Origin of the sequence: Microcoleus sp. B5-D4 (assembly GCF_036705145.1) — a bacterium.
GTDB lineage: Bacteria > Cyanobacteriota > Cyanobacteriia > Cyanobacteriales > Microcoleaceae > Microcoleus.
Genome location: NZ_JAUBTV010000119.1, coordinates 1 through 17,388, shown reverse-complemented (window position 1 = coordinate 17,388; position 17,388 = coordinate 1). Strand labels below are relative to the sequence as shown.

At 45.7% G+C, this 17,388-nt stretch carries 16 protein-coding genes; 9 read left to right on the top strand and 7 right to left on the bottom strand.

What is annotated here, in order from left to right:
* Positions 1–32 precede the first annotated feature (32 nt).
* The 3 genes from QUB10_RS31510 to QUB10_RS31500 all read left to right on the top strand — a co-directional run bounded on the left by QUB10_RS31510 (position 33) and on the right by QUB10_RS31500 (position 1,805).
* Positions 33–386 carry a hypothetical protein gene (locus QUB10_RS31510; RefSeq protein WP_333207078.1) on the top strand — a complete coding sequence of 118 codons (354 nt, stop codon included), beginning with the start codon at positions 33–35 and terminating at the stop codon, positions 384–386.
* A 60-nt stretch (positions 387–446) separates the two neighbouring features.
* Complete coding sequence (locus tag QUB10_RS31505; RefSeq protein ID WP_333207077.1) at positions 447–821, top strand: hypothetical protein; 375 nt, start codon at positions 447–449, stop codon at positions 819–821.
* 522 nt (positions 822–1,343) lie between these two features.
* Positions 1,344–1,805, top strand: a complete 462-nt coding sequence (locus QUB10_RS31500; protein ID WP_333207076.1) for a hypothetical protein — start codon at positions 1,344–1,346, stop codon at positions 1,803–1,805.
* A 104-nt stretch (positions 1,806–1,909) separates the two neighbouring features.
* Here QUB10_RS31500 and QUB10_RS31495 read toward each other — a convergent pair whose 3' ends face one another.
* Complete coding sequence (locus QUB10_RS31495; RefSeq protein WP_333207075.1) at positions 1,910–3,067, bottom strand: tetratricopeptide repeat protein; 1,158 nt, start codon at positions 3,065–3,067, stop codon at positions 1,910–1,912.
* On the opposite strand from QUB10_RS31495, the gene QUB10_RS31490 reads away from it, so the two are divergent.
* On the top strand, positions 3,057–3,380 hold the full coding sequence (locus QUB10_RS31490) for a YgiT-type zinc finger protein (RefSeq protein ID WP_333207074.1): 324 nt from the start codon (positions 3,057–3,059) through the stop codon (positions 3,378–3,380). The two genes, QUB10_RS31495 and QUB10_RS31490, sit on opposite strands and share 11 nt — an antisense overlap.
* Before the next feature lie 18 nt (positions 3,381–3,398).
* On the opposite strand, the gene QUB10_RS31485 is transcribed toward QUB10_RS31490, so the two are convergent.
* From QUB10_RS31485 to sir, 4 genes are all read right to left on the bottom strand, one after another.
* On the bottom strand, positions 3,399–4,151 hold the full coding sequence (locus QUB10_RS31485; RefSeq protein WP_333207073.1) for a PPC domain-containing protein: 753 nt from the start codon (positions 4,149–4,151) through the stop codon (positions 3,399–3,401).
* 53 nt (positions 4,152–4,204) lie between these two features.
* The gene (locus QUB10_RS31480) at positions 4,205–4,645 is read right to left on the bottom strand and encodes a lysozyme inhibitor LprI family protein (protein WP_333157360.1); all 441 of its coding nucleotides are present in this window, start codon (positions 4,643–4,645) and stop codon (positions 4,205–4,207) included.
* Positions 4,646–4,692: 47 nt separating this feature from the next.
* On the bottom strand, positions 4,693–5,559 hold the full coding sequence (locus tag QUB10_RS31475) for a 16S rRNA (uracil(1498)-N(3))-methyltransferase (RefSeq protein ID WP_333207072.1): 867 nt from the start codon (positions 5,557–5,559) through the stop codon (positions 4,693–4,695).
* 240 nt (positions 5,560–5,799) lie between these two features.
* Positions 5,800–7,791 carry a sulfite reductase, ferredoxin dependent gene (gene sir, locus QUB10_RS31470; RefSeq protein WP_333207071.1) on the bottom strand — a complete coding sequence of 664 codons (1,992 nt, stop codon included), beginning with the start codon at positions 7,789–7,791 and terminating at the stop codon, positions 5,800–5,802.
* Between the two features lie 298 nt (positions 7,792–8,089).
* Here sir and QUB10_RS31465 point away from each other — a divergent pair, with 298 nt between their 5' ends.
* Positions 8,090–8,338 carry a chlororespiratory reduction protein 7 gene (locus QUB10_RS31465; protein ID WP_333207070.1) on the top strand — a complete coding sequence of 83 codons (249 nt, stop codon included), beginning with the start codon at positions 8,090–8,092 and terminating at the stop codon, positions 8,336–8,338.
* Between the two features lie 653 nt (positions 8,339–8,991).
* Here QUB10_RS31465 and QUB10_RS31460 read toward each other — a convergent pair.
* Both QUB10_RS31460 and QUB10_RS31455 read right to left on the bottom strand, forming a co-directional pair.
* Positions 8,992–9,372, bottom strand: coding sequence for a hypothetical protein (locus QUB10_RS31460; RefSeq protein ID WP_333207069.1), 381 nt, complete (start codon positions 9,370–9,372; stop codon positions 8,992–8,994).
* A gap of 106 nt (positions 9,373–9,478) precedes the next feature.
* Positions 9,479–10,669, bottom strand: coding sequence for a glycosyltransferase family 4 protein (locus QUB10_RS31455; protein WP_333207068.1), 1,191 nt, complete (start codon positions 10,667–10,669; stop codon positions 9,479–9,481).
* Positions 10,670–11,602: 933 nt separating this feature from the next.
* Between QUB10_RS31455 and QUB10_RS31450 the strand changes: the two genes are divergently transcribed.
* The 4 genes from QUB10_RS31450 to QUB10_RS31435 all read left to right on the top strand — a co-directional run bounded on the left by QUB10_RS31450 (position 11,603) and on the right by QUB10_RS31435 (position 17,316).
* Entirely contained in the window at positions 11,603–12,583 is a 981-nt protein-coding gene (locus QUB10_RS31450; protein ID WP_333207067.1) for an ABC transporter substrate-binding protein, read from the top strand.
* A gap of 182 nt (positions 12,584–12,765) precedes the next feature.
* Complete coding sequence (locus QUB10_RS31445) at positions 12,766–14,310, top strand: sugar ABC transporter ATP-binding protein (RefSeq protein WP_333207066.1); 1,545 nt, start codon at positions 12,766–12,768, stop codon at positions 14,308–14,310.
* The gene (locus QUB10_RS31440; protein ID WP_333157368.1) at positions 14,307–15,311 is read left to right on the top strand and encodes an ABC transporter permease subunit; all 1,005 of its coding nucleotides are present in this window, start codon (positions 14,307–14,309) and stop codon (positions 15,309–15,311) included. Before QUB10_RS31445 ends, QUB10_RS31440 begins: the two co-directional genes overlap by 4 nt.
* A gap of 370 nt (positions 15,312–15,681) precedes the next feature.
* Positions 15,682–17,316 (top strand): iron uptake porin, encoded by a 1,635-nt coding sequence (locus QUB10_RS31435; RefSeq protein ID WP_333207065.1) that lies wholly within the window; start codon positions 15,682–15,684, stop codon positions 17,314–17,316.
* Positions 17,317–17,388 lie beyond the last annotated feature (72 nt).

Genomic DNA, 17,388 nt, shown 5'->3' with positions numbered 1-17,388 from the left:
AACATTATTGACTGGTGAGGAAAATTAAACCCATGACAGACCACGAATTAAAGCGACAACTAAAGGTAGCCATTGAACTACTAAGTAGTATCGGTCAAGCACTTGACTCAAGAGGAGATGTTGGCTGCACTAAGCTTGCTAAAGCACCATCAACAAAAAATGACCCGCTAGAATTTTATCTTTCGTGTTGCCAGTTTCAAAAAAATTCCGAAATAGCTGGTAGCGAGCTATTTTTGGTGTACAAACAATGGTGTAACGATAATGGCTCGCTCTCACGAGGTAGAAAACCATTTTTGGATGCTATCTCACAAATTGGGATTACCGATGGTGTACAGGGTGTAATTCGAGGGAAAATGTACACTTTTAAGAATCTAGCGCTTAAGTAAATAGTGCCGTCCGCAATGACGTTAAACTAACTTTTTGTTCAAACTACCCAAACAAAACCGATGGAAATATTACCTACCTTTCACAGTGACAAGCACGAATTCACGCATTTTGCAATTCTTACGATGAAAAATGCAATGGCTGTTCAAGCTATTGAAGGGCATTTAAACATTGTCACAGAAAGACTTAACGAGCTAATTGACAAAGGTTCAAGTGTTGACCTAGAGACTTTTAAGGCAGAGTTTTTGACCGAGCTAAACGATTTACTCGCAGAGGGAGAGGGCGTTAGTGCCGATGGCGCGGAGACGATAGAAAGTCGGCTCGATGTCGCCGAACTTCAAATCACGATACTGAAAGAGAAGATTGCTAAACTTCAATCAGCCATCGGTGCCGGAAAGTTCAAAAACTCGAATAACGTCTTTGACCTGCTAGTTTGAGTTAGAGTTGGCATTTTGAACAATAGCCGCCTATCATTGGCGGCTAAGCTAGAAAATACAGGCTAAGACTCGCAGGTAGCGGGTTTTTTTTTGCGTAAAATCCCAAAAAGTAAAATTTAAAATGGCGATTGCAATCGAAAAACCCGATTTTGCTCTGAGGCCTGCAGAGCGATCGCAAATATCGCTAGGGGGTGCTGTCTAGAATTTATCTAGAGAATATTCCCTTTAAAATAAGCTAGCTCAACGTCTGAAACGACGCAAATACGTTAGTCAACTAGAATTACTCTAGAAACTAGAGCGAGAGAGGCTGAAAGTATTAGTTTTTGGTTGTTTTCGATACTTGTAAATAAGTGCAAAGCAGCCTGGTATTTATACCTAAAATTTGCTTTGATGAGGTAGCTTAGATACAGCAAAATGTAAATTTTGATTAAGAAATGTAGACAAAGGTTGCCATAGCTCGTAATCTAACTTTGTTGACAAGCTTGTACAAATTTCTCTAAAAGAACAAAAGGAGTAAGTCTAATGTTTGGTTTTATCAAAAATTTCTTCGGCGGTATTTTCGGCTTTTTCGGCAGACTATTGGGCTTGAAAAAGTCAGAATATTTCCTAGATTTGGGTGAATCGGGAGCGAAGGAACCAGCAAAAGTTGCGCCTGCGAAGTCTGAGGCTGTGGCGATCGCACCGACAAAAGTTGAGCCTGTTAAGTCTGAGAAGTCTGAGAAGTCAGAACCTGCTAAGAAGGCTAAGGTAGAGAAAAAGTCTAAGAAAGAAAACGAACCAGTCGCTAGCGCTCCTGCTAATAATTCGGAACCCGTGAAGGTACCGACTGCTGCAGCAACTAACGGCAAAGTGCCGAGTCAAGCTGAACCGAATCGAACTTTTGCTCCTAATAATTTAATGCCGACACCAAATGGAAGTCGTCGCACCCCCGGCCCTAGCATGAACAATTTCCGGGAAATGGCTCGTCAGGTGAAAACGAAATAGGAAATTGGGAATTGATAATAGGGAATTGGGCATGGGATAATTCCCAATGCTGGCGTTAACAAATTAAAAATGGGATTCCTCATTTTTAATTTTAACTCTTGGTTCTATTCCCTATTTTCTGGGTTTCTGAGGAAGGCTAATCCGCTGTATAGCTGAAAAGCTGAGTCCCAAGGAGTTTCTGATTTGCGCTCGACTTCTATATGAGATTCGATCTTGCTCAACATATTAGTGTAATCGAGCACTGTCTCGGCAAAGGGCGTAAATTCTGACCAAACTGTAACGTCAAGCTGGCGATCGAATATTTCCAGTAAGTTATTCCAGTTAATTCGGGTGGTACTTTGAGGAATCTGTTGAGAGTTTTTGACTCTCGATGTTTTGTTTTTCTGGTTCGGTGAAGTGGGGAGATCAGCCGAAGCTTTGGTGAAGTCAACTCCTTGTTGGAATTCGTAACTTTGGTCGCAAATTCGCAGAATGCAGTTTCTGCTGGGAATGTGTAAGTCACAGATTTGAGCGTAATCTTGCCTGATTTCTCTGTGGCGAAATTGCTCCTTTCTTCGGTTGGGGGAGTAGTCCATGACTTCGATGAACATCGGCAACAAGCCTTCTACTCTTTGGGTAACTTCTGACCAGTTGAATTCGATCGCACCGAGTCGTGAGAGTTTATCTTTGCAAACAACGGCTGGGGAAGATAGAGACTGGAAGTGTTGCACTCGGAAGATTTGGATTTTTTGAATATCGCTTAAGGTTGCCCAAAATACGGGAATGCCGGCGTTGAGGATTTCTTGACCATAAATTCGGAGTTCGGCAATGGGGCCTGTTTTGTAGAGTCTCCAGCCGCGGCTTTGGATTTGCATCCGGGTTGTGTAGGCGTCGATTTTAAATATTCTGCTGATATTTTGAATGGCGGCGGGTTTGTTTTCGGGACTCACGGGTTCGAGGATGAGGAGTCCTGGTTCGAGGTTGCTGGGGTCGTTTTTGGCGGTTTCTATGGCTTGTTGGCGGAGGTTTTGTTGTGCGGTTTCAATCCGTTGAATAGCTTGGCGGGTCTGGGAGAGGATTTTGGGGTTGGTGATGTCGCGGAGTATTTGTTTGTAGGTTGTTTGGGCTTTTTCGAGGTTGTTGGTGAGTTCGTAGTAGCGGGCGATATAGTATTGTACCCACGGATTTTCGGGCGATTCTTTTTGTAGTTGTTTGATGAGTTGGGCCGCTTGTTTGTATTCTTTACCATCGAGGGCGGAGGCTATGTGGTTGATGTCTGTCATGGCGGTTGGGGGAATGGCGTTGTTTCTATCTTGGCTGAGGTTTGGGTGGTTTCGCCACTGGTTAACAATTTTTGCTGTTGTGTTAACTTATAGATATGATATCTGGAAAGAAACAATGGTGGAACAAAAGGTAACTTACACGCTTGAAATCAACGGTAAGTTTATTATTATTGAAAATGTTCCTGCTAGAGTGTGTGTGGAAACGGGAGATCCTTTTTTTTCACCTGAAACTGTGGAACAGTTGCAAAAGATGATTTGGGAAGATAGAAAGCCTATTAGGGTGATTGAAACACCTGTTTTTGAGTTTGCTTAGCACTTGGTTTAAATTGAGTTAAAGCTGATTGGAATTAACGCTTAATGTGTAAGTACCTTTGCTTGTACGATCGCCTCCTTTAACAACTATTTTATAAGTGCCGTTACTAGGCAATTTTACGGTGAGTTGAGACTCTCGGCGATTCTGGGAGTTGCCTGTTTTTTGGGCAATATTTTTGCCGCTGGTGTCGAACAGTGTTATGTTGTGGTCGAATGCTCTGCTTTTGAGGTCGATCGTCATAGATTGACCTGCGCGTCCTTGAAAGGTGTGTTCGCTCTTGTCGCCGTCTTTGAGGGTTCCCCGCTGCTGTAGGAGGGAAAGGGATGTGAGTTTTGGACGATCGACATTGCTCAATTCTAAGCCGTAATTGGTCATGGGTACATCGAGGCCATTTCCTTCTCTGACTACGATGATAAAAGCTGTTTTGTTGTTGATATCTCGGACTATTTTGTCAATAAATTGGGATTGTATTTGTTTTGCTTTTAGAGGTTTAGGTTGGTTGAAGTTGGGTTTTGAGGTACAGAAAAGCACGGCTCCGTCTAGATAGCGGGCGGCGTAGAACCAATAGTTTTGACCGTTAGTTGTAAATTCGTTTCTGCTAAAGATAGTAAATCTTTCAAGTTGCGGTAGTTGCTGATTGCGCTGGCAATTTTTATCGATGTAGATTTGGTTGGCTGATGGCTGTCGCTGGGCGAAAACTGCTGGGACGATGGTGGTTAAAATTGCTGAGATGAGGGTGAGGGTGAGGGGGAAGGGCGATCGGCTTTTCATAAATACTTGTTTCTCTTTATTGTTGTCAGGTATTGTAGGCTGTATTTCCTATTCTATCTCTGTTTTAAATACTTTTCTAATTCCGCAGTGCGCTGTTTAGTCATGCGCTCCAAACATTCATTGAGGAAACCTCGATAACCGGTACCGCCACGATTTTTATAAACTTCAAATTCACAGGTTTTATCTCTTAACTGAATCCACCCTAATTGTGCTTCGGAAAGTAGCGCCCGCTCTTCGCCGCTCAATTGGGAAATCAGTTGTTTGTAAACCTCGTTCAGTCGTTTATCCGAGGCTTCGTAATTCAACCGAATACAAGCTCTGACTTGCACATCTCCTTGCGGGCGATCGCAATTTATCTGTTGAGCAATGGGAAAGCTCGGAGATTGTGCAGAAACTGATGTTGTACCAAAAATTGCCAAAAGTGCGTGAAGCGAAGCTATCCCGTAGGGAATCGACCAAAAGAGCGATCGACCTTTCCTCAACTCTATTTTCATTGCCCATCAACCCACCTATCTGATGAATTCTTTGTTATTTGTTGATATTAGCACTTCTCAAATGCCGCTCCAACTAAAGACAAAGCCACAATCGGAGCTGTCACCGCTCTCAGAATTCTACTCCCTAAAGAAACAGTTTCAAAACCCAATTCGATCGCTCTTTGCACCTCACCTTCAGTCCATCCACCCTCCGGCCCAACAGCAATCACAATCGCTAATTCCTCCCCATCTTGCTCCCCCCTTATTAAGGGGGGCTGGGGGGGATCGAATTCTTCCTCCCCCCTTATTAAGGGGGGCTGGGGGGGATCGAAACCAGTCGCTCCATCTTGCTCCCCCCTTAACAAGGGGGGCTGGGGGGGTTCTAAATTACCCAACAAACAATCCCACAAATGCCGATTTTCCCCGCGAGCAACACAAATATATCGATATTTTTGACCGCAATCTTTCACAGCAACATCAAACGAAACAGGCTCTAAAATCGTCGGCACAAATTGACGTTCCGACTGTTCCGCCGCCTCCGCAGCAATTCTTCTCCACCGATCGACTTTTTGATCGCTTGGTTTGAGCAAAGTTCGATCGCTCGTTACGGGCACAATACTTGCCACACCCAACTCCGTCGCCTGTCTCACAACCTCGTCAAAGCCGTTTCCTTTGGGCAAAGCCGCCATCAAAGTTACTTCCACGGGTAGCTCCCTGTTCACAGCAATCTCCTCTGCTATCGAGGCAAATAACCCGGTTTCCCGTGCTTCTAGGACTGCTAACCACCAATGTCCCCGTCCGTCCATTGCAATAAATCGATCGCCCGCTTGCAAACGTAGCACTCGATTTAAATAATGCTGTTGTTCCCTAGTTAAGTCGATTTGGCGATCGCAAATTTGAGGGGGAGTAATTGCTAATCTTTGTAATTGAGGCATTGAATTTGGGATTATTCGTTTTTCTATTAGATTTTTTTTCTTTAACCGCAGAGAGCGCAGAGAACGCAGAGGAAGAGAGCATGAGAGGGGATAGGTAGGCGGGGTTTCAACTGTTCAAAAAACAATAAAGGCAAAGCATCTACAACCGGAATTATTTTACAAATTCACGTTTTTTTCTGCAAATGCTCTGCCTTTATATTACTTTTGCCAGAAGTCTATTGAATACAATCGAAAATCGGCTTATCCTTCCTCCTTAATCTTCTTTAAATAAGTGGAAATCGCTTCTGTAGCTAGCTGCGTGATCGGCTTGCCCTGACGGGCTGCTTCTTCCTTGAGCTCGTTGTAGATTTCATCGCGGACGCTAATTCGACGGCGGACTTTGCCACCGCCAGCAGTGGCAGTCTCATTTGCATCGTCGTTACTAGATGTAACTTCTAATTCATTAATCTCAGTTGTCATCGAGTCAGCAGATTGGTAGTTGGTTACAAATTGACGGATAGATTCTAACCCGACGCGATCGCAAAAATTGCCAAAACTCTCGCTCAGTTGCCGTTTTTGCTTGAAATAAACAAAAATCGGCTCCAGAAAAGCTTCAAAATCCTTGACGTGCAGCTTTTCCTCAATGGGTTTTGCCAGCCGCGTTTGTTCTGGAGAACCGCCCAGCCAAATCTGGTAGGATTCCGGGGAACTCCCGACAAACCCCAATTCTGCCATATAAGGACGGGCGCATCCATTTGGGCAACCAGTCATCCGCACCACCAAATGCTCGTCTGCCAAGCCCACTTTGGTTAAAAGTGCGCGAATCCGCTCTAAAATGCTCGGCATCACGCGCTCAGATTCGGTAATCGCCAGCCCGCAAGTCGGCATTGCTGGACACGCCATCCCATAGCGCACCAATGGGTCGATCGCAGTTTCCCGCTGAATGCCGCATCGATCGAGTATTCCCTGAATTTCCTGTTTGGTATCCGGCGAAACATCGTAAATCAGCACGTTTTGGTGCGGCGTCGCCAGTATCGGCAAGTTGTACTTCTGCACGATTTCCCGCAAAGCCGTTTTTAGCTGAAATGAACCTTCATCCTTAATCCGGCCATTATCCACGGAAATGCCGACAAACAACTTGCCGTCTCCTTGTTCGTGCCAGCCCAAGAAATCAAAATACTTCCACTCAGGCAGCGGTTTAAAGGCTTCTAGCGGCTTGCCAAAATATTCGGCTACTTTTTCGCGGAACCACTGTACGCCTTTGTCGTTAATCAGGTACTTCAGCCGCGCGTGCCGTCTGTCTGTGCGATCGCCAAAATCTCTTTGGGTTGCTACAATTGCCTTGACCAAATCGTAAACATCATCCTTGGCAACATAGCAAATCTCATCCGCAACCCGCGCAAAAGTCTCTTCTTTGTTGTGAGTTCGGCCCAAACCGCCGCCAGCAAACACGTCAAAACCTTGCAATTCCCCAGCTTCATTGGTAATTACCACCAAGCTCAAATCCTGAGAGTACAAGTCAATTGAATTGTCTCCCGGCACGGTAACGGAGCACTTGAACTTGCGCGGCATATAATGGCTGCCGTAAATCGGTTCTTCTTTGTCGTCGCTAAAGATTGTGCCGTTGCCGTTTTTCTGTCTGGCGGCCTTCACTGCTGGGTCTTCCTCGGCCGAAACAGCTTTTTCGCCGTCCAACCAAAGTTCATAATAAGCACCGGTTTGCGGTGTCAGCAAATCGGCGACATTGTTAGCGTATTGCAGCGCATACTGGTATTCGGGGCGATTTTTGTATGGTGCTGGAGGTGCCATGATGTTGCGGTTCAAGTCGCCGCAAGCTCCCAAGGTTGACCCCATATTTTTAATAATTGAGGAAAACACTGCTTTAAGATTTTTTTTCAACACGCCGTGAAGTTGGAAACCTTGGCGCGTTGTGATGCGGAGCGTGTGGTTGCCGTATTCTTCAGATAGCTTGTCTAAGGCTAGGTATAATTGCGGCGGAGTGAACCCGCCGGGATTGCGGGTGCGGAGCATGAACTGATAGTCTTTTTCTTGTCCTTTAACTCGATTGTCGCGGTTGTCTTGCTGGTACGAGCCGTGAAATTTGAGAATCTGAAGCCCCTCTTCGGTGAAGTGGGTTGTTTCTTGTAACAGTTCAGTCGCAACGGGTTCTCGTAAATAGTTGCTGCGTTCTTTGAGACCTTCTGATTTAGAGGGCTTGCGCGCAACAGGGGTTGAAGTGGAAGATGTGATCATGGGAATGTATAGTGCCAGTTATAATTAGATACAGCCGATCGAATATTTCTTGACAATTTGACACTTGACAAATTTGCACTTGACAAATCTCCTCAGAAATGCTGTGTCGGATCTGTTGACAACTCGGTTAACAACTAAGTTAACAAGTAAGTTAATAACGGTAATCCGCTAGGAATTCTGATGTTGTACTATTGTAACACGATCGAGCCCGGCCTGAAAAATTGTAATTAAGAGTTTATACTTTCGATTGCTTAAGTGTACGAAACTTTAGAAATAATTAACCTCAACCTTTGAAACTATGTCACTGTATGACGAAGACACATTTGTGGTTTTAGAAACAAACCAGCCAGAGCAGTTTTTGACTGCGGCGGAACTGTTAGAAAAGCTGAAAGCCGTGTTAGCCGAGGAACACGAAGATTTGCCGCAGGACGTGAATAAAATATCTGGCGTGGAAGCTCAAGCCAAGTATTTGATTGATACTTATTGTGAATTAGATGTCGGGCCTGGAAAATTTTTGCAGTGGTACGCAGTGCGTCTAGAAAAGTAATTTTGGCAATGCGGAACTGCGAATTGGGTACTTATACTGAGCGGAGTCGAAGTATCGGGCATCGGAAATTCGGAATTGGTAACAGTTAGCAGTTAACAGTCAAGAATTCTTGAATTCTTCAATTATTCAATCCAACCAAAATCCAAAATCCAAAATCTAAAATCCAAAATCGTTTAACTCAATCGGCGTAATTCCCCCGCTATAATGGTACTCCATTTAGCGCCGGGATATAAGCCGAGCAAAGTGTATGAAAAAAATCGAGAATTCCCGAATTTTCTAACAAAAAGGTGTAAGATATAAATGGTTGCGACCCACCCACTCGGCTGTAAACAAAAGGTCACAGTAGCAGTAGTATGCTTACCAAGGGAACTAGCGAGAGAAAGGGGGAAAGAGCAGACCGCTGGTTGGAAAGGTAACGCCCTGCCGTAAAAAATAAGCCATGTTTGCTGTACGAAGAAAGGTTTTTTGGTCTTGGGAAACAGGACTTCTGCGTGGATTCTCCTACGAAGGGGATAAAGGCTGCAAAGCTTTCTTATGCCGTGTAAGACTCGGATCGTCTTAGGTGACGAATACCCAGTAATGGGATACCCAACAGAGCAATGGCAGATGATACACGAAGCCTACACGCTCACCGAAGGTCAGTGCTAGGTATTTCACTCTTCTAACTGTTGAACCGATGATACTTCAACTGCGGTAACATCGATCGTACCGGGCGGTGTCAAGCGACTAAAATGACCTTCCTCTATTTTCAGAGGTTCGCCGCAGTTAGCACACTGACACTGAGTTTGATTTAAAGCTGTAAACTCGTATTGACAAACTGGACACTTATCTTCAATTAAATTGCGTTTCAGCCACCACTGAAGCGCGAAAAATGCGACTACAGGTGTCAGCAGCAAAAAAGCTACTACAATCAACAATGATTTAACTACCCAACCCAAACCAATTGACACCAACAAACACGCGATGCCCAGCAGTATCAGCCAATTACTAATACGGGGTAGCTTGAAAGATATTTTGGGGGTGCCTTGGTTCACGGTGGTCTCCTTGGGTGTCTTTGCAGGTAGGCATAACTCTATCCTACTCAGAAATTCAGGCGGTCGATCGAGTTAATTTTCCCATTGTACACCCAGAAACCGCTCTCTACGGCATAAGTTTATCTGAGTCAGAGGGTTGAAAAATTCCTTGTAAGGATTGACAAAGGGATTCAAAACTAAATCTTGCGAGGGTTTGTTCCCTCAACCAGTGGCGATCGCACCTTTTATCCTCCCCTCGCAGCATTTCTACACAAGCAACCGCTACTGCTGCCGAATCTCGGTGAGGAACTCGCCATCCCAGTTTACCATCTTGCAGCGGATCTGCCGACCCGTCCGCGTCTCCCGCCAGTACGGGTACTCCGCAAGCCAGCGCTTCCAAATAAACTATACCGAACCCTTCCTGGGAGGGCATTACATAAGCATCGGCCAACTGGTAATGTGCTGCTAAATTTTCTGTCGGTACAAAACCCGCAAATATTACTCTTTCGGCAACTCCCAAATCATCAGCGAGTTTGGCTAATCTAGGTCGATCGTCTCCTCTGCCAATAACTAAGTATTTCACATTCGGAAAAGTTTTTGCTATTTGCGGCAAAGCTTGAATTGTGACATCGACACCTTTGTAAATATCCGTCGATCGCAATCTGGCTACAGTCATCAATATTTTAGCACCAACCAAATTGTACTTCTCTAATAAATCCTGTGGCTTGGGCCCAGTGGTAAATATATTTTCATCTACAGTACAAGGCACTATTTGGAATTTTTCGGGATTTAAGTTGTTAATTTCGCAAGTACGCGCGGCGAAGCTATCCCGTAGGGAATCCCGCGTGTACCTGCTAATAGTCCAAATACTCTCAGCTTGTCTCATTGCTGTTTGATATTTGGGATCAAGCGGTTCCCAAACTTCCTTGCCATAAGTTAAAATTGTGTAGGGAATTCGCAGCGGCTGGCATAAAGTTTGAATTAGCGGTGCGAGTTTGATGTGACCGCAAAAAACCCGCTGTGGTCGTTTTTGCAGCAAGCGAGTTAGTAATACTGTAGCAAATTTAAGACGGCCCAACCAGGGCTTCTCGGTTTTGAGGTAATAAAATTTCAGATTTTTTGATTCGTAAGGATTGTTGCAGTCTGGGGAATCTCGCAACAGCAAAACTTCAGCTTGCGGCGGCGAGTTTGTCCCTGCGGTTATGGACAGGTAAGCTTTAAAAATGTCTTTAACGTAGGATTGAATGCCGCCTTCGCTGGCAAATATTTCTAGGAAACAGAATAGGTGATTTGTCGATCGCATCTCAGATTTAGGCATTGACAGCGCAGACAATTATTGCAGTATATAGCAATCCTCGCATCATCTCTGAATTTCTTACTCCCAAGCGAGCGAGTTCGGGGAGGGTTGGGGTGAGGTAAAAAATTTACGACTCCTGCAATGATTGCTATAGTGATTTTGCCAATCCGGGTATCGCCATTATCCAGAGCTTTTAAACCATGCCCTGATGACTGTAATTGCAGGTTTTACAGGCAAATATTTGACTTGCCTACTCTCACCGTTGGTTTTGAGCGGCGCTCTGCTTTCTAACTAGGGCTTTTTAACGGGCTGCATGGGTGAGCGCGAAGCTTTGCTTTCAGTTTACTATGAGCTACCGTTATTAACGGTAAACTTAATGATTTTTTACACTATCCTACCCCAAGCAAAATTTAAGATTTATTGAGTTGGCGCGGCGCGTCCGACCAGACCGAGGATTATCATATCGGTGCCGATTGAGGCGATCGCATCTTTAGTTTTTGGTAAAAGTATGGTCTATCCAAAGATAGATAGCGAGGCTGTTTTTAACTGTTATCATCAGCAAACATAGAGAGTTAAATTCAATATGACTCGACCAGGTTTTACAAGCAATTTCTGAAATATTTTGTTGAAAATATTCTGCTAAAACTTTCTCGCCAGGGGAAAATTTTAATGCTCATAAAGCATTTAAAAAATTCAAGCATCGTTGATTTCTGGAGCAGCGAGGAGCGATACTGGATATTCGTATCTTTTCTGTTTCCAAAAGCAGTCTAACGAGCCGAGCCAGAAAGTTTTACGAGCAGAAAAAAAACAAGGTATCGTACAATAATGTACGAAGAAAAGCAGACCCCTAAAACATTAAGTATTCGAGCTTAAACCTGACCAAAGCTAATGTTAGGTTGGCCACGTCATATTTACGAGTGACTCTCTCAAAACGAGAATTCATTGGAGTTTGAGGTGAAACGAGTAACGATCGCACTCAGTCTTTTTAGTCTACTCAGCAGCACTCTAGCAAGTTGCACCGCAGCTTCCCAGAACGCTCAAAACAGTATACAACCAAGCAGCTCCGAACTTTCATCAGTTGCTGTAGCAGTCCGTGACCTCGGCAATCCATTCTTCGTACAAGTTGGCAAGGGTGCTGAGGCCGCAGCCAAGAAAATCGGCGGTGCAAACGTGAGGACAACTCTCGTTTCCAGCGGCGACGATTTAAATCAGCAATTTAATCAAATCGAAAACTTTATTGCCTCTAATGTCAGCATGATTGTACTCAATGCTGCGGACACCAAAGGCATTGCCCCCGCTGTTGAAAAAGCCAAGCAAGCCGGAATTCCGATAATTGCAGTTGATACCGCCGCCGAGGGAGGCGTTGATGCGACAGTTACTTCAAATAACGTGCAAGCTGGCGAAGTAAGCTGTCAATATATAGCCGATCGCTTGCAAGGAAAAGGCAGCGTTGTGATTATCAACGGGCCTCCCGTCGCTTCAGTCGTCGAGCGAGTTCAGGGTTGCCAAAGTGTCTTCTCCAAATATCCCAACCTCAAGGTTCTTTCCAAAGATCAGAACGCTGAAGGCAGCCGCGATGGCGGGTTGAGAGTGATGAGCGATTTGCTTACTTCCTTCCCGAAAATTGATGCTGTTTTTGCAATTAATGACCCCTGTGCCATTGGTGCAGAATTAGCAGCCAAACAAGCACAAAGAAGCGAGTTCTTTATTGTTGGAGTCGATGGTGCACCTGAAGCTTTAGATGCACTCAAGCAGAACAACAGTTTATTTGTGGCTACAGCAGCTCAAGATCCATTTCGCATGGCAGCCAAAGCCGTTGAAGTCGGTAACGACATTCTCAAAGGCAAAAAGCCAGCCAATCCAAACATTCTGATTCCAGTCGCGCTGATTACCCGCGAAAACGTCAATCAACATAAAGGCTGGACAAGTGAGTGACCTTCTTCGTGTCAAGTTAAGACTAAAACCCTTGAGGAATCCCGTTTTTAGCCGAGTCTAGATCCCCCTAAATCCCCCTGATAGTCGGGGGACTTTGAGAAGAATCTTGTCCCCCCCTTCTTAAGGGGGGCTAGGGGGGATCTAAGTTTAATAGTCAAGCAGATTTTCTTACGGTATTTACGATGGTAAATAGCACTCAAGATTCAATTAAAACTAAGCCCGTCCTCGAAATGCAAGGAATTAAAAAAACCTTTAACGGTTTTGTAGCCTTGCACGATGTAAATATCACCGTTTACCCAGGCGAAGTCCACGCCCTCATGGGGGAAAACGGTGCGGGCAAAAGTACCCTGATGAAAATTCTGGCAGGAGCCTACATAGCCGATGCAGGCGAAATCAAAATTGACGGTCAAGCTGTTAAGATGACAGACCCCGCTCAAGCCAGAGATTTAGGCATAGCGATTATTTATCAAGAACTCAATCTCGCCCCCAATCTGACAGTTGCTGAAAACATTTTTATGGGCAGCGAGCTGAAGAAAGGAGGTACATTTTTAGACCAAGATGAAATGCGACGCAAGGCATCTGAGGTCTTGAAAAACCTTGATGCAAATTTTGAGGCGGGAGACCTGGTTTCGACACTTTCAATTGCCGAACAGCAGCAAGTAGAAATAGCTAGGGCACTCAAACACAATAGCCGAATTTTAGTGATGGACGAGCCGACGGCCGCGCTTTCAGACCGCGAAACAGATAAGCTTTTTGAAGTCGTTCGCCGCTTGCGGCAGGAGGGCATTGCTATTATTTATATCAGCCACAGGATGGCCGAAATTTATGCCCTTGCCGATCGCGTGAGCGTCATCCGAGATGGCGGGTATATTGGCTCTCTGGAAAAGCACGAAATTTCGGCAGAACGCCTGGTGGAAATGATGGTGGGTCGTTCTTTACAGGATTTGTACGAACACAAGCATCAAATAACACCGGGTGCAGTTGTTCTTGAGGTAACAAATTTAAGCGACGGCCACAAAGTAAAGCCTGCCACTTTTCAACTTTATGCGGGCGAAATTCTGGGTTTAGCGGGTTTAGTTGGCGCGGGGAGAACAGAACTTGCCCGCCTGATTTTTGGTGCGGATCGGAAGGTAAGCGGTGAAATAAAACTGGAAGGTCGTGATCTCAATGTCTCGACACCCGATGAAGCAATGGCCGCCGGAATTGCTTACGTGCCAGAAGATCGCAAGGCTCTGGGACTCTTTTTAGAGGCTAGTTCGGGTGAGAATATCACCATGAATGTCCTCGATCGAGAAGCAAAAGCTGGCATTATTAACTCAAATTTTCTGTTGAAAGTTGTCAATGATGCTATTAATAATTTGCAGATTCGCCTTGCAAGTCCGAGCATCAGGGCAATGGATCTTTCTGGTGGAAATCAGCAGAAGTTGCTGCTAGCCCGTTGGTTGGCTATCAACCCAAAGGTACTTTTGCTAGATGAACCGACGCGGGGTGTGGACATTGGGGCAAAAAGCGAAATTTATCGAATTATTAGCGATTTGGCAGCCAAAGGTGTAGCTATTTTAATGATTTCCAGCGAACTGCCGGAAATTGTGGGAATGAGCGATCGCGTCTTAGTGATGCGCGCAGGAAGCCTTGTCGGTGAAGTAGGCGGAGCGACTGGGGAAAAGATTACGCAAGAAAACATTATGGCTTATGCCACTGGTGCAAAAGAGGTAGTAAAATCATGAGTCAAACGCAAACAAAAACCAGCAGAAGTTCAGCGAGCGATCGGCAAAAAGGCAGTAAAGCTCAAGCTTGGAGAAATTTTATCCAAGTTGCCGGTATCCTGCCGATTTTGGTTGGTATCTGTATCATTTTTTCCCTGGTAACGCCCAACTTTCTTTCAGTAGGAAATTTGATTAATGTCATTCGGCAAGCATCGATCAATATTGTCCTTGCTACTGGCATGACTTTTGTGATTTTGACGGGCGGAATTGACCTTTCAGTCGGGTCAATTTTGGGCGTGACGGCAGTTGTCGGGGTGCTGGTTTCTTTAGTTCCAGGTCTGGGTTGGTTTGCTGTACCGGCTGCGTTAATAGCCGGAGTCTTTTTGGGATTGCTTAACGGCTCGCTAGTTGCCTATTTAGGTTTGCCTCCGTTCATCGTCACCCTCGGTTCTTACACAGCTTTGCGGGGAGTTGCTTATTTAGTAGCTAACGGCACTACCGTTATCAATAGAAATCTGAATTTTGCTTGGGTAGGCAACAATTATCTGGGCCCAATTCCCTGGTTGGTTGTTATCGCTTTCCTCGCCGTTTTAGCGAGTTGGTTTGTTTTGCGGCGGACTGTTCTCGGAAGGCATATTTACGCCGTGGGTGGCAACATTCGGGCAGCACGATTGACAGGTATTAAGGTGAGTCGGGTGCTGTTATTTGTCTATGGCGTGAGTGGGTTGCTTGCTGGTTTAGGTGGAATTATGAGCGCGTCGCGCCTCTATAGTGCGACGGGGATGTTGGGGCAAGGCTACGAATTAGATGCGATCGCTGCTGTAATTTTGGGAGGAACGAGTTTCACAGGTGGGATTGGCACTATTTGGGGTACTTTGCTGGGGGCTTTAATTATTGCCCTGCTCAATAATGGACTAACTCTCATGAACGTGTCTTTCTTCTGGCAGTTAGTTGTGAAAGGTTTGGTGATAATTATTGCAGTGACGATCGACAAAGTTCGCACCGGTTCAAGTGCAGCGTAGGGGAAGCCAACCCTCCCCTGCCCCCCCAAGGGGGAAAAGGAAGAAGGAAGTTCGGCAAAGGATTCTGTAACGAATTTAACGGATGTAACTGAGATATTGCACCTTTCTCAATTACTTGTTTAGGAACGGGCAAGATGCCCGTTCCACAAAGAGTAAATTTTCTTGTGGAACGGGCAAGATGCCCGTTCTTGAGAATGATGCAAGATCGGGTCTTTATGCGGAGCTTTGTCCTATGCACATCCAGTCTCAATTACTTGTTTAGGAACGGGCAAGATGCCCGTTCCACAAAGAGTAAATTTTCTTGTGGAACGGGCATCTTGCCCGTTCTTGAGAATGATGCAATATCGGTTTTTATGTGGAGCTTTGTCCTATGCAGATCCAGCATTTTTATCACCTAATTACTGCTTTTATCCTGGGTTCACCTGCTCTATTTCTACTAACATCATTCCCAACTTTTGCTGCACCAATTGATAGCTCAGTTGCTCCTGAACCGTTAAATACCTTGACAGAAAAACCCTTCGCGCAGGTGAATTCTGTCTCTCAACTCTCGGATGTAAAACCCACTGACTGGGCGTTTCAGGCGCTGCAATCTCTAGTAGAACGCTACGGCTGCATTGTTGGTTATCCTGACGGTACCTACAGAGGAAACCGAGCGCTGACGCGGTACGAATTTGCAGCAGGATTGAATAGCTGTCTCGATCGAGTCAGCGAACTAATTGCCGCAGGAACAACCAACCAGATTACTGGGGAAGATTTAGCGATCGTCCAAAAGCTGCAAGCAGAATTTGCCACTGAATTATCGGTGTTGCGGGGTCGAGTCGATACTCTTGATGCACGCACAGCCGAACTAGAAGCGAATCAGTTCTCGACTACGACGAAGCTGAATGCGGAAATTATTGTGGTGGTAACAGATACCTCCGGTAACAGTGTTGGGGATTCGCGCGATCGCACCAACACTATTGTTGCCAACCGGGGGCGATTAAATTTTGAAACCAGCTTCACCGGTCGCGATATGCTCAGAACCCGTTTGGAATTCGGCAACTTGGGCAGGAGGATTGCCGATGAGACGGGTACAAATATGACGGCCTTGAACTTTGATGGCAATGTCGATAACACAATCACCGTCCCTCACGTATTGTATGTGACCCCGCTGACCTCTAATCTGGCGCTGACCGTCGGCCCCACAGGTGTCGGGTATCCCGATATTACGGATTTGCTGACTCCTCCCACGATCGCCAGCGATAGTGAGGGAATTCCCTCGAAGTTCGGACAATACAATCCCCTCTACCGCCGGGGAGGTGGCGGTGCTGCTGTCAACTGGACGATCGTCAAAAACCTCACCCTGACTGTGGGCTATGTTGCCGGCAATCCCAATCTCTCGCAGCAAAGTAACGGTTTATTCAACGGTTCCTACAATGCTTTGGTTCAGCTTGCCTACCGGGGCGATCGCGGAGCCATTGGCGTAGCCTATTCTCGTACCTTTGCACCAAGCGGTAAAGCCGATCTCACAGGCGGTACGGGCAGTTTTCTGGCTGCGCGACCCTTTGGGGACAATATTGCTACATCCAGCGATTCTGTAGGCGTACAAGGATTCTACCGCCTTGCTCCCCGGTTGCAAGTTCACGGTTGGGGCGTTTATACTCGCGCCAATGCCGAAAATTCCGGTGTTAGCAGCGTTTCTGATGGTAGAGGTGGCGTGGTTTTGTTAAATGTTGACGGCAAAGATCGCGCCGATATTGTGTATGCAGCGATCGGGATAAGTTTCCCAGATGTGGGAGGTGAAGGCAATCTACCGGGGATTTTAGTGGGTTTACCAGGTCGCGTGACGAGCAGTAATGTGCGCCGCGAGCGAGATACTTCCTATCACATTGAAGCCTTCTATCGCTTTCAGGTCAACGACAACATTTCTATCACCCCTGCTGCTTGGGTCGTTGTTAATCCTGAGAATGACAGTCGCAACGACACTCAATGGGTTTGGTTGCTTCGCACTGGCTTTAACTTTTAACCGGAAAGATATTTTACTAAGGAATGAGAATTAAATAACTTCCACTCTTGAAAGTGGGATGGGCGTCCCGCC

What these genes read in the sequence shown, in the direction of transcription:
- QUB10_RS31510 (WP_333207078.1), top strand. Translation starts at nt 33, where the DNA reads ATGACAGACCACGAATTAAAGCGACAACTAAAGGTAGCCATTGAACTA.
- QUB10_RS31505 (WP_333207077.1), top strand. Translation starts at nt 447, where the DNA reads ATGGAAATATTACCTACCTTTCACAGTGACAAGCACGAATTCACGCAT.
- QUB10_RS31500 (WP_333207076.1), top strand. Translation starts at nt 1,344, where the DNA reads ATGTTTGGTTTTATCAAAAATTTCTTCGGCGGTATTTTCGGCTTTTTC.
- QUB10_RS31490 (WP_333207074.1), top strand. Translation starts at nt 3,057, where the DNA reads ATGTCTGTCATGGCGGTTGGGGGAATGGCGTTGTTTCTATCTTGGCTG.
- QUB10_RS31495 (WP_333207075.1), bottom strand. Translation starts at nt 3,067, where the DNA reads ATGACAGACATCAACCACATAGCCTCCGCCCTCGATGGTAAAGAATAC.
- QUB10_RS31485 (WP_333207073.1), bottom strand. Translation starts at nt 4,151, where the DNA reads ATGAAAAGCCGATCGCCCTTCCCCCTCACCCTCACCCTCATCTCAGCA.
- QUB10_RS31480 (WP_333157360.1), bottom strand. Translation starts at nt 4,645, where the DNA reads ATGAAAATAGAGTTGAGGAAAGGTCGATCGCTCTTTTGGTCGATTCCC.
- QUB10_RS31475 (WP_333207072.1), bottom strand. Translation starts at nt 5,559, where the DNA reads ATGCCTCAATTACAAAGATTAGCAATTACTCCCCCTCAAATTTGCGAT.
- sir (WP_333207071.1), bottom strand. Translation starts at nt 7,791, where the DNA reads ATGATCACATCTTCCACTTCAACCCCTGTTGCGCGCAAGCCCTCTAAA.
- QUB10_RS31465 (WP_333207070.1), top strand. Translation starts at nt 8,090, where the DNA reads ATGTCACTGTATGACGAAGACACATTTGTGGTTTTAGAAACAAACCAG.
- QUB10_RS31455 (WP_333207068.1), bottom strand. Translation starts at nt 10,669, where the DNA reads ATGCCTAAATCTGAGATGCGATCGACAAATCACCTATTCTGTTTCCTA.
- QUB10_RS31445 (WP_333207066.1), top strand. Translation starts at nt 12,766, where the DNA reads ATGGTAAATAGCACTCAAGATTCAATTAAAACTAAGCCCGTCCTCGAA.
- QUB10_RS31440 (WP_333157368.1), top strand. Translation starts at nt 14,307, where the DNA reads ATGAGTCAAACGCAAACAAAAACCAGCAGAAGTTCAGCGAGCGATCGG.
- QUB10_RS31435 (WP_333207065.1), top strand. Translation starts at nt 15,682, where the DNA reads ATGCAGATCCAGCATTTTTATCACCTAATTACTGCTTTTATCCTGGGT.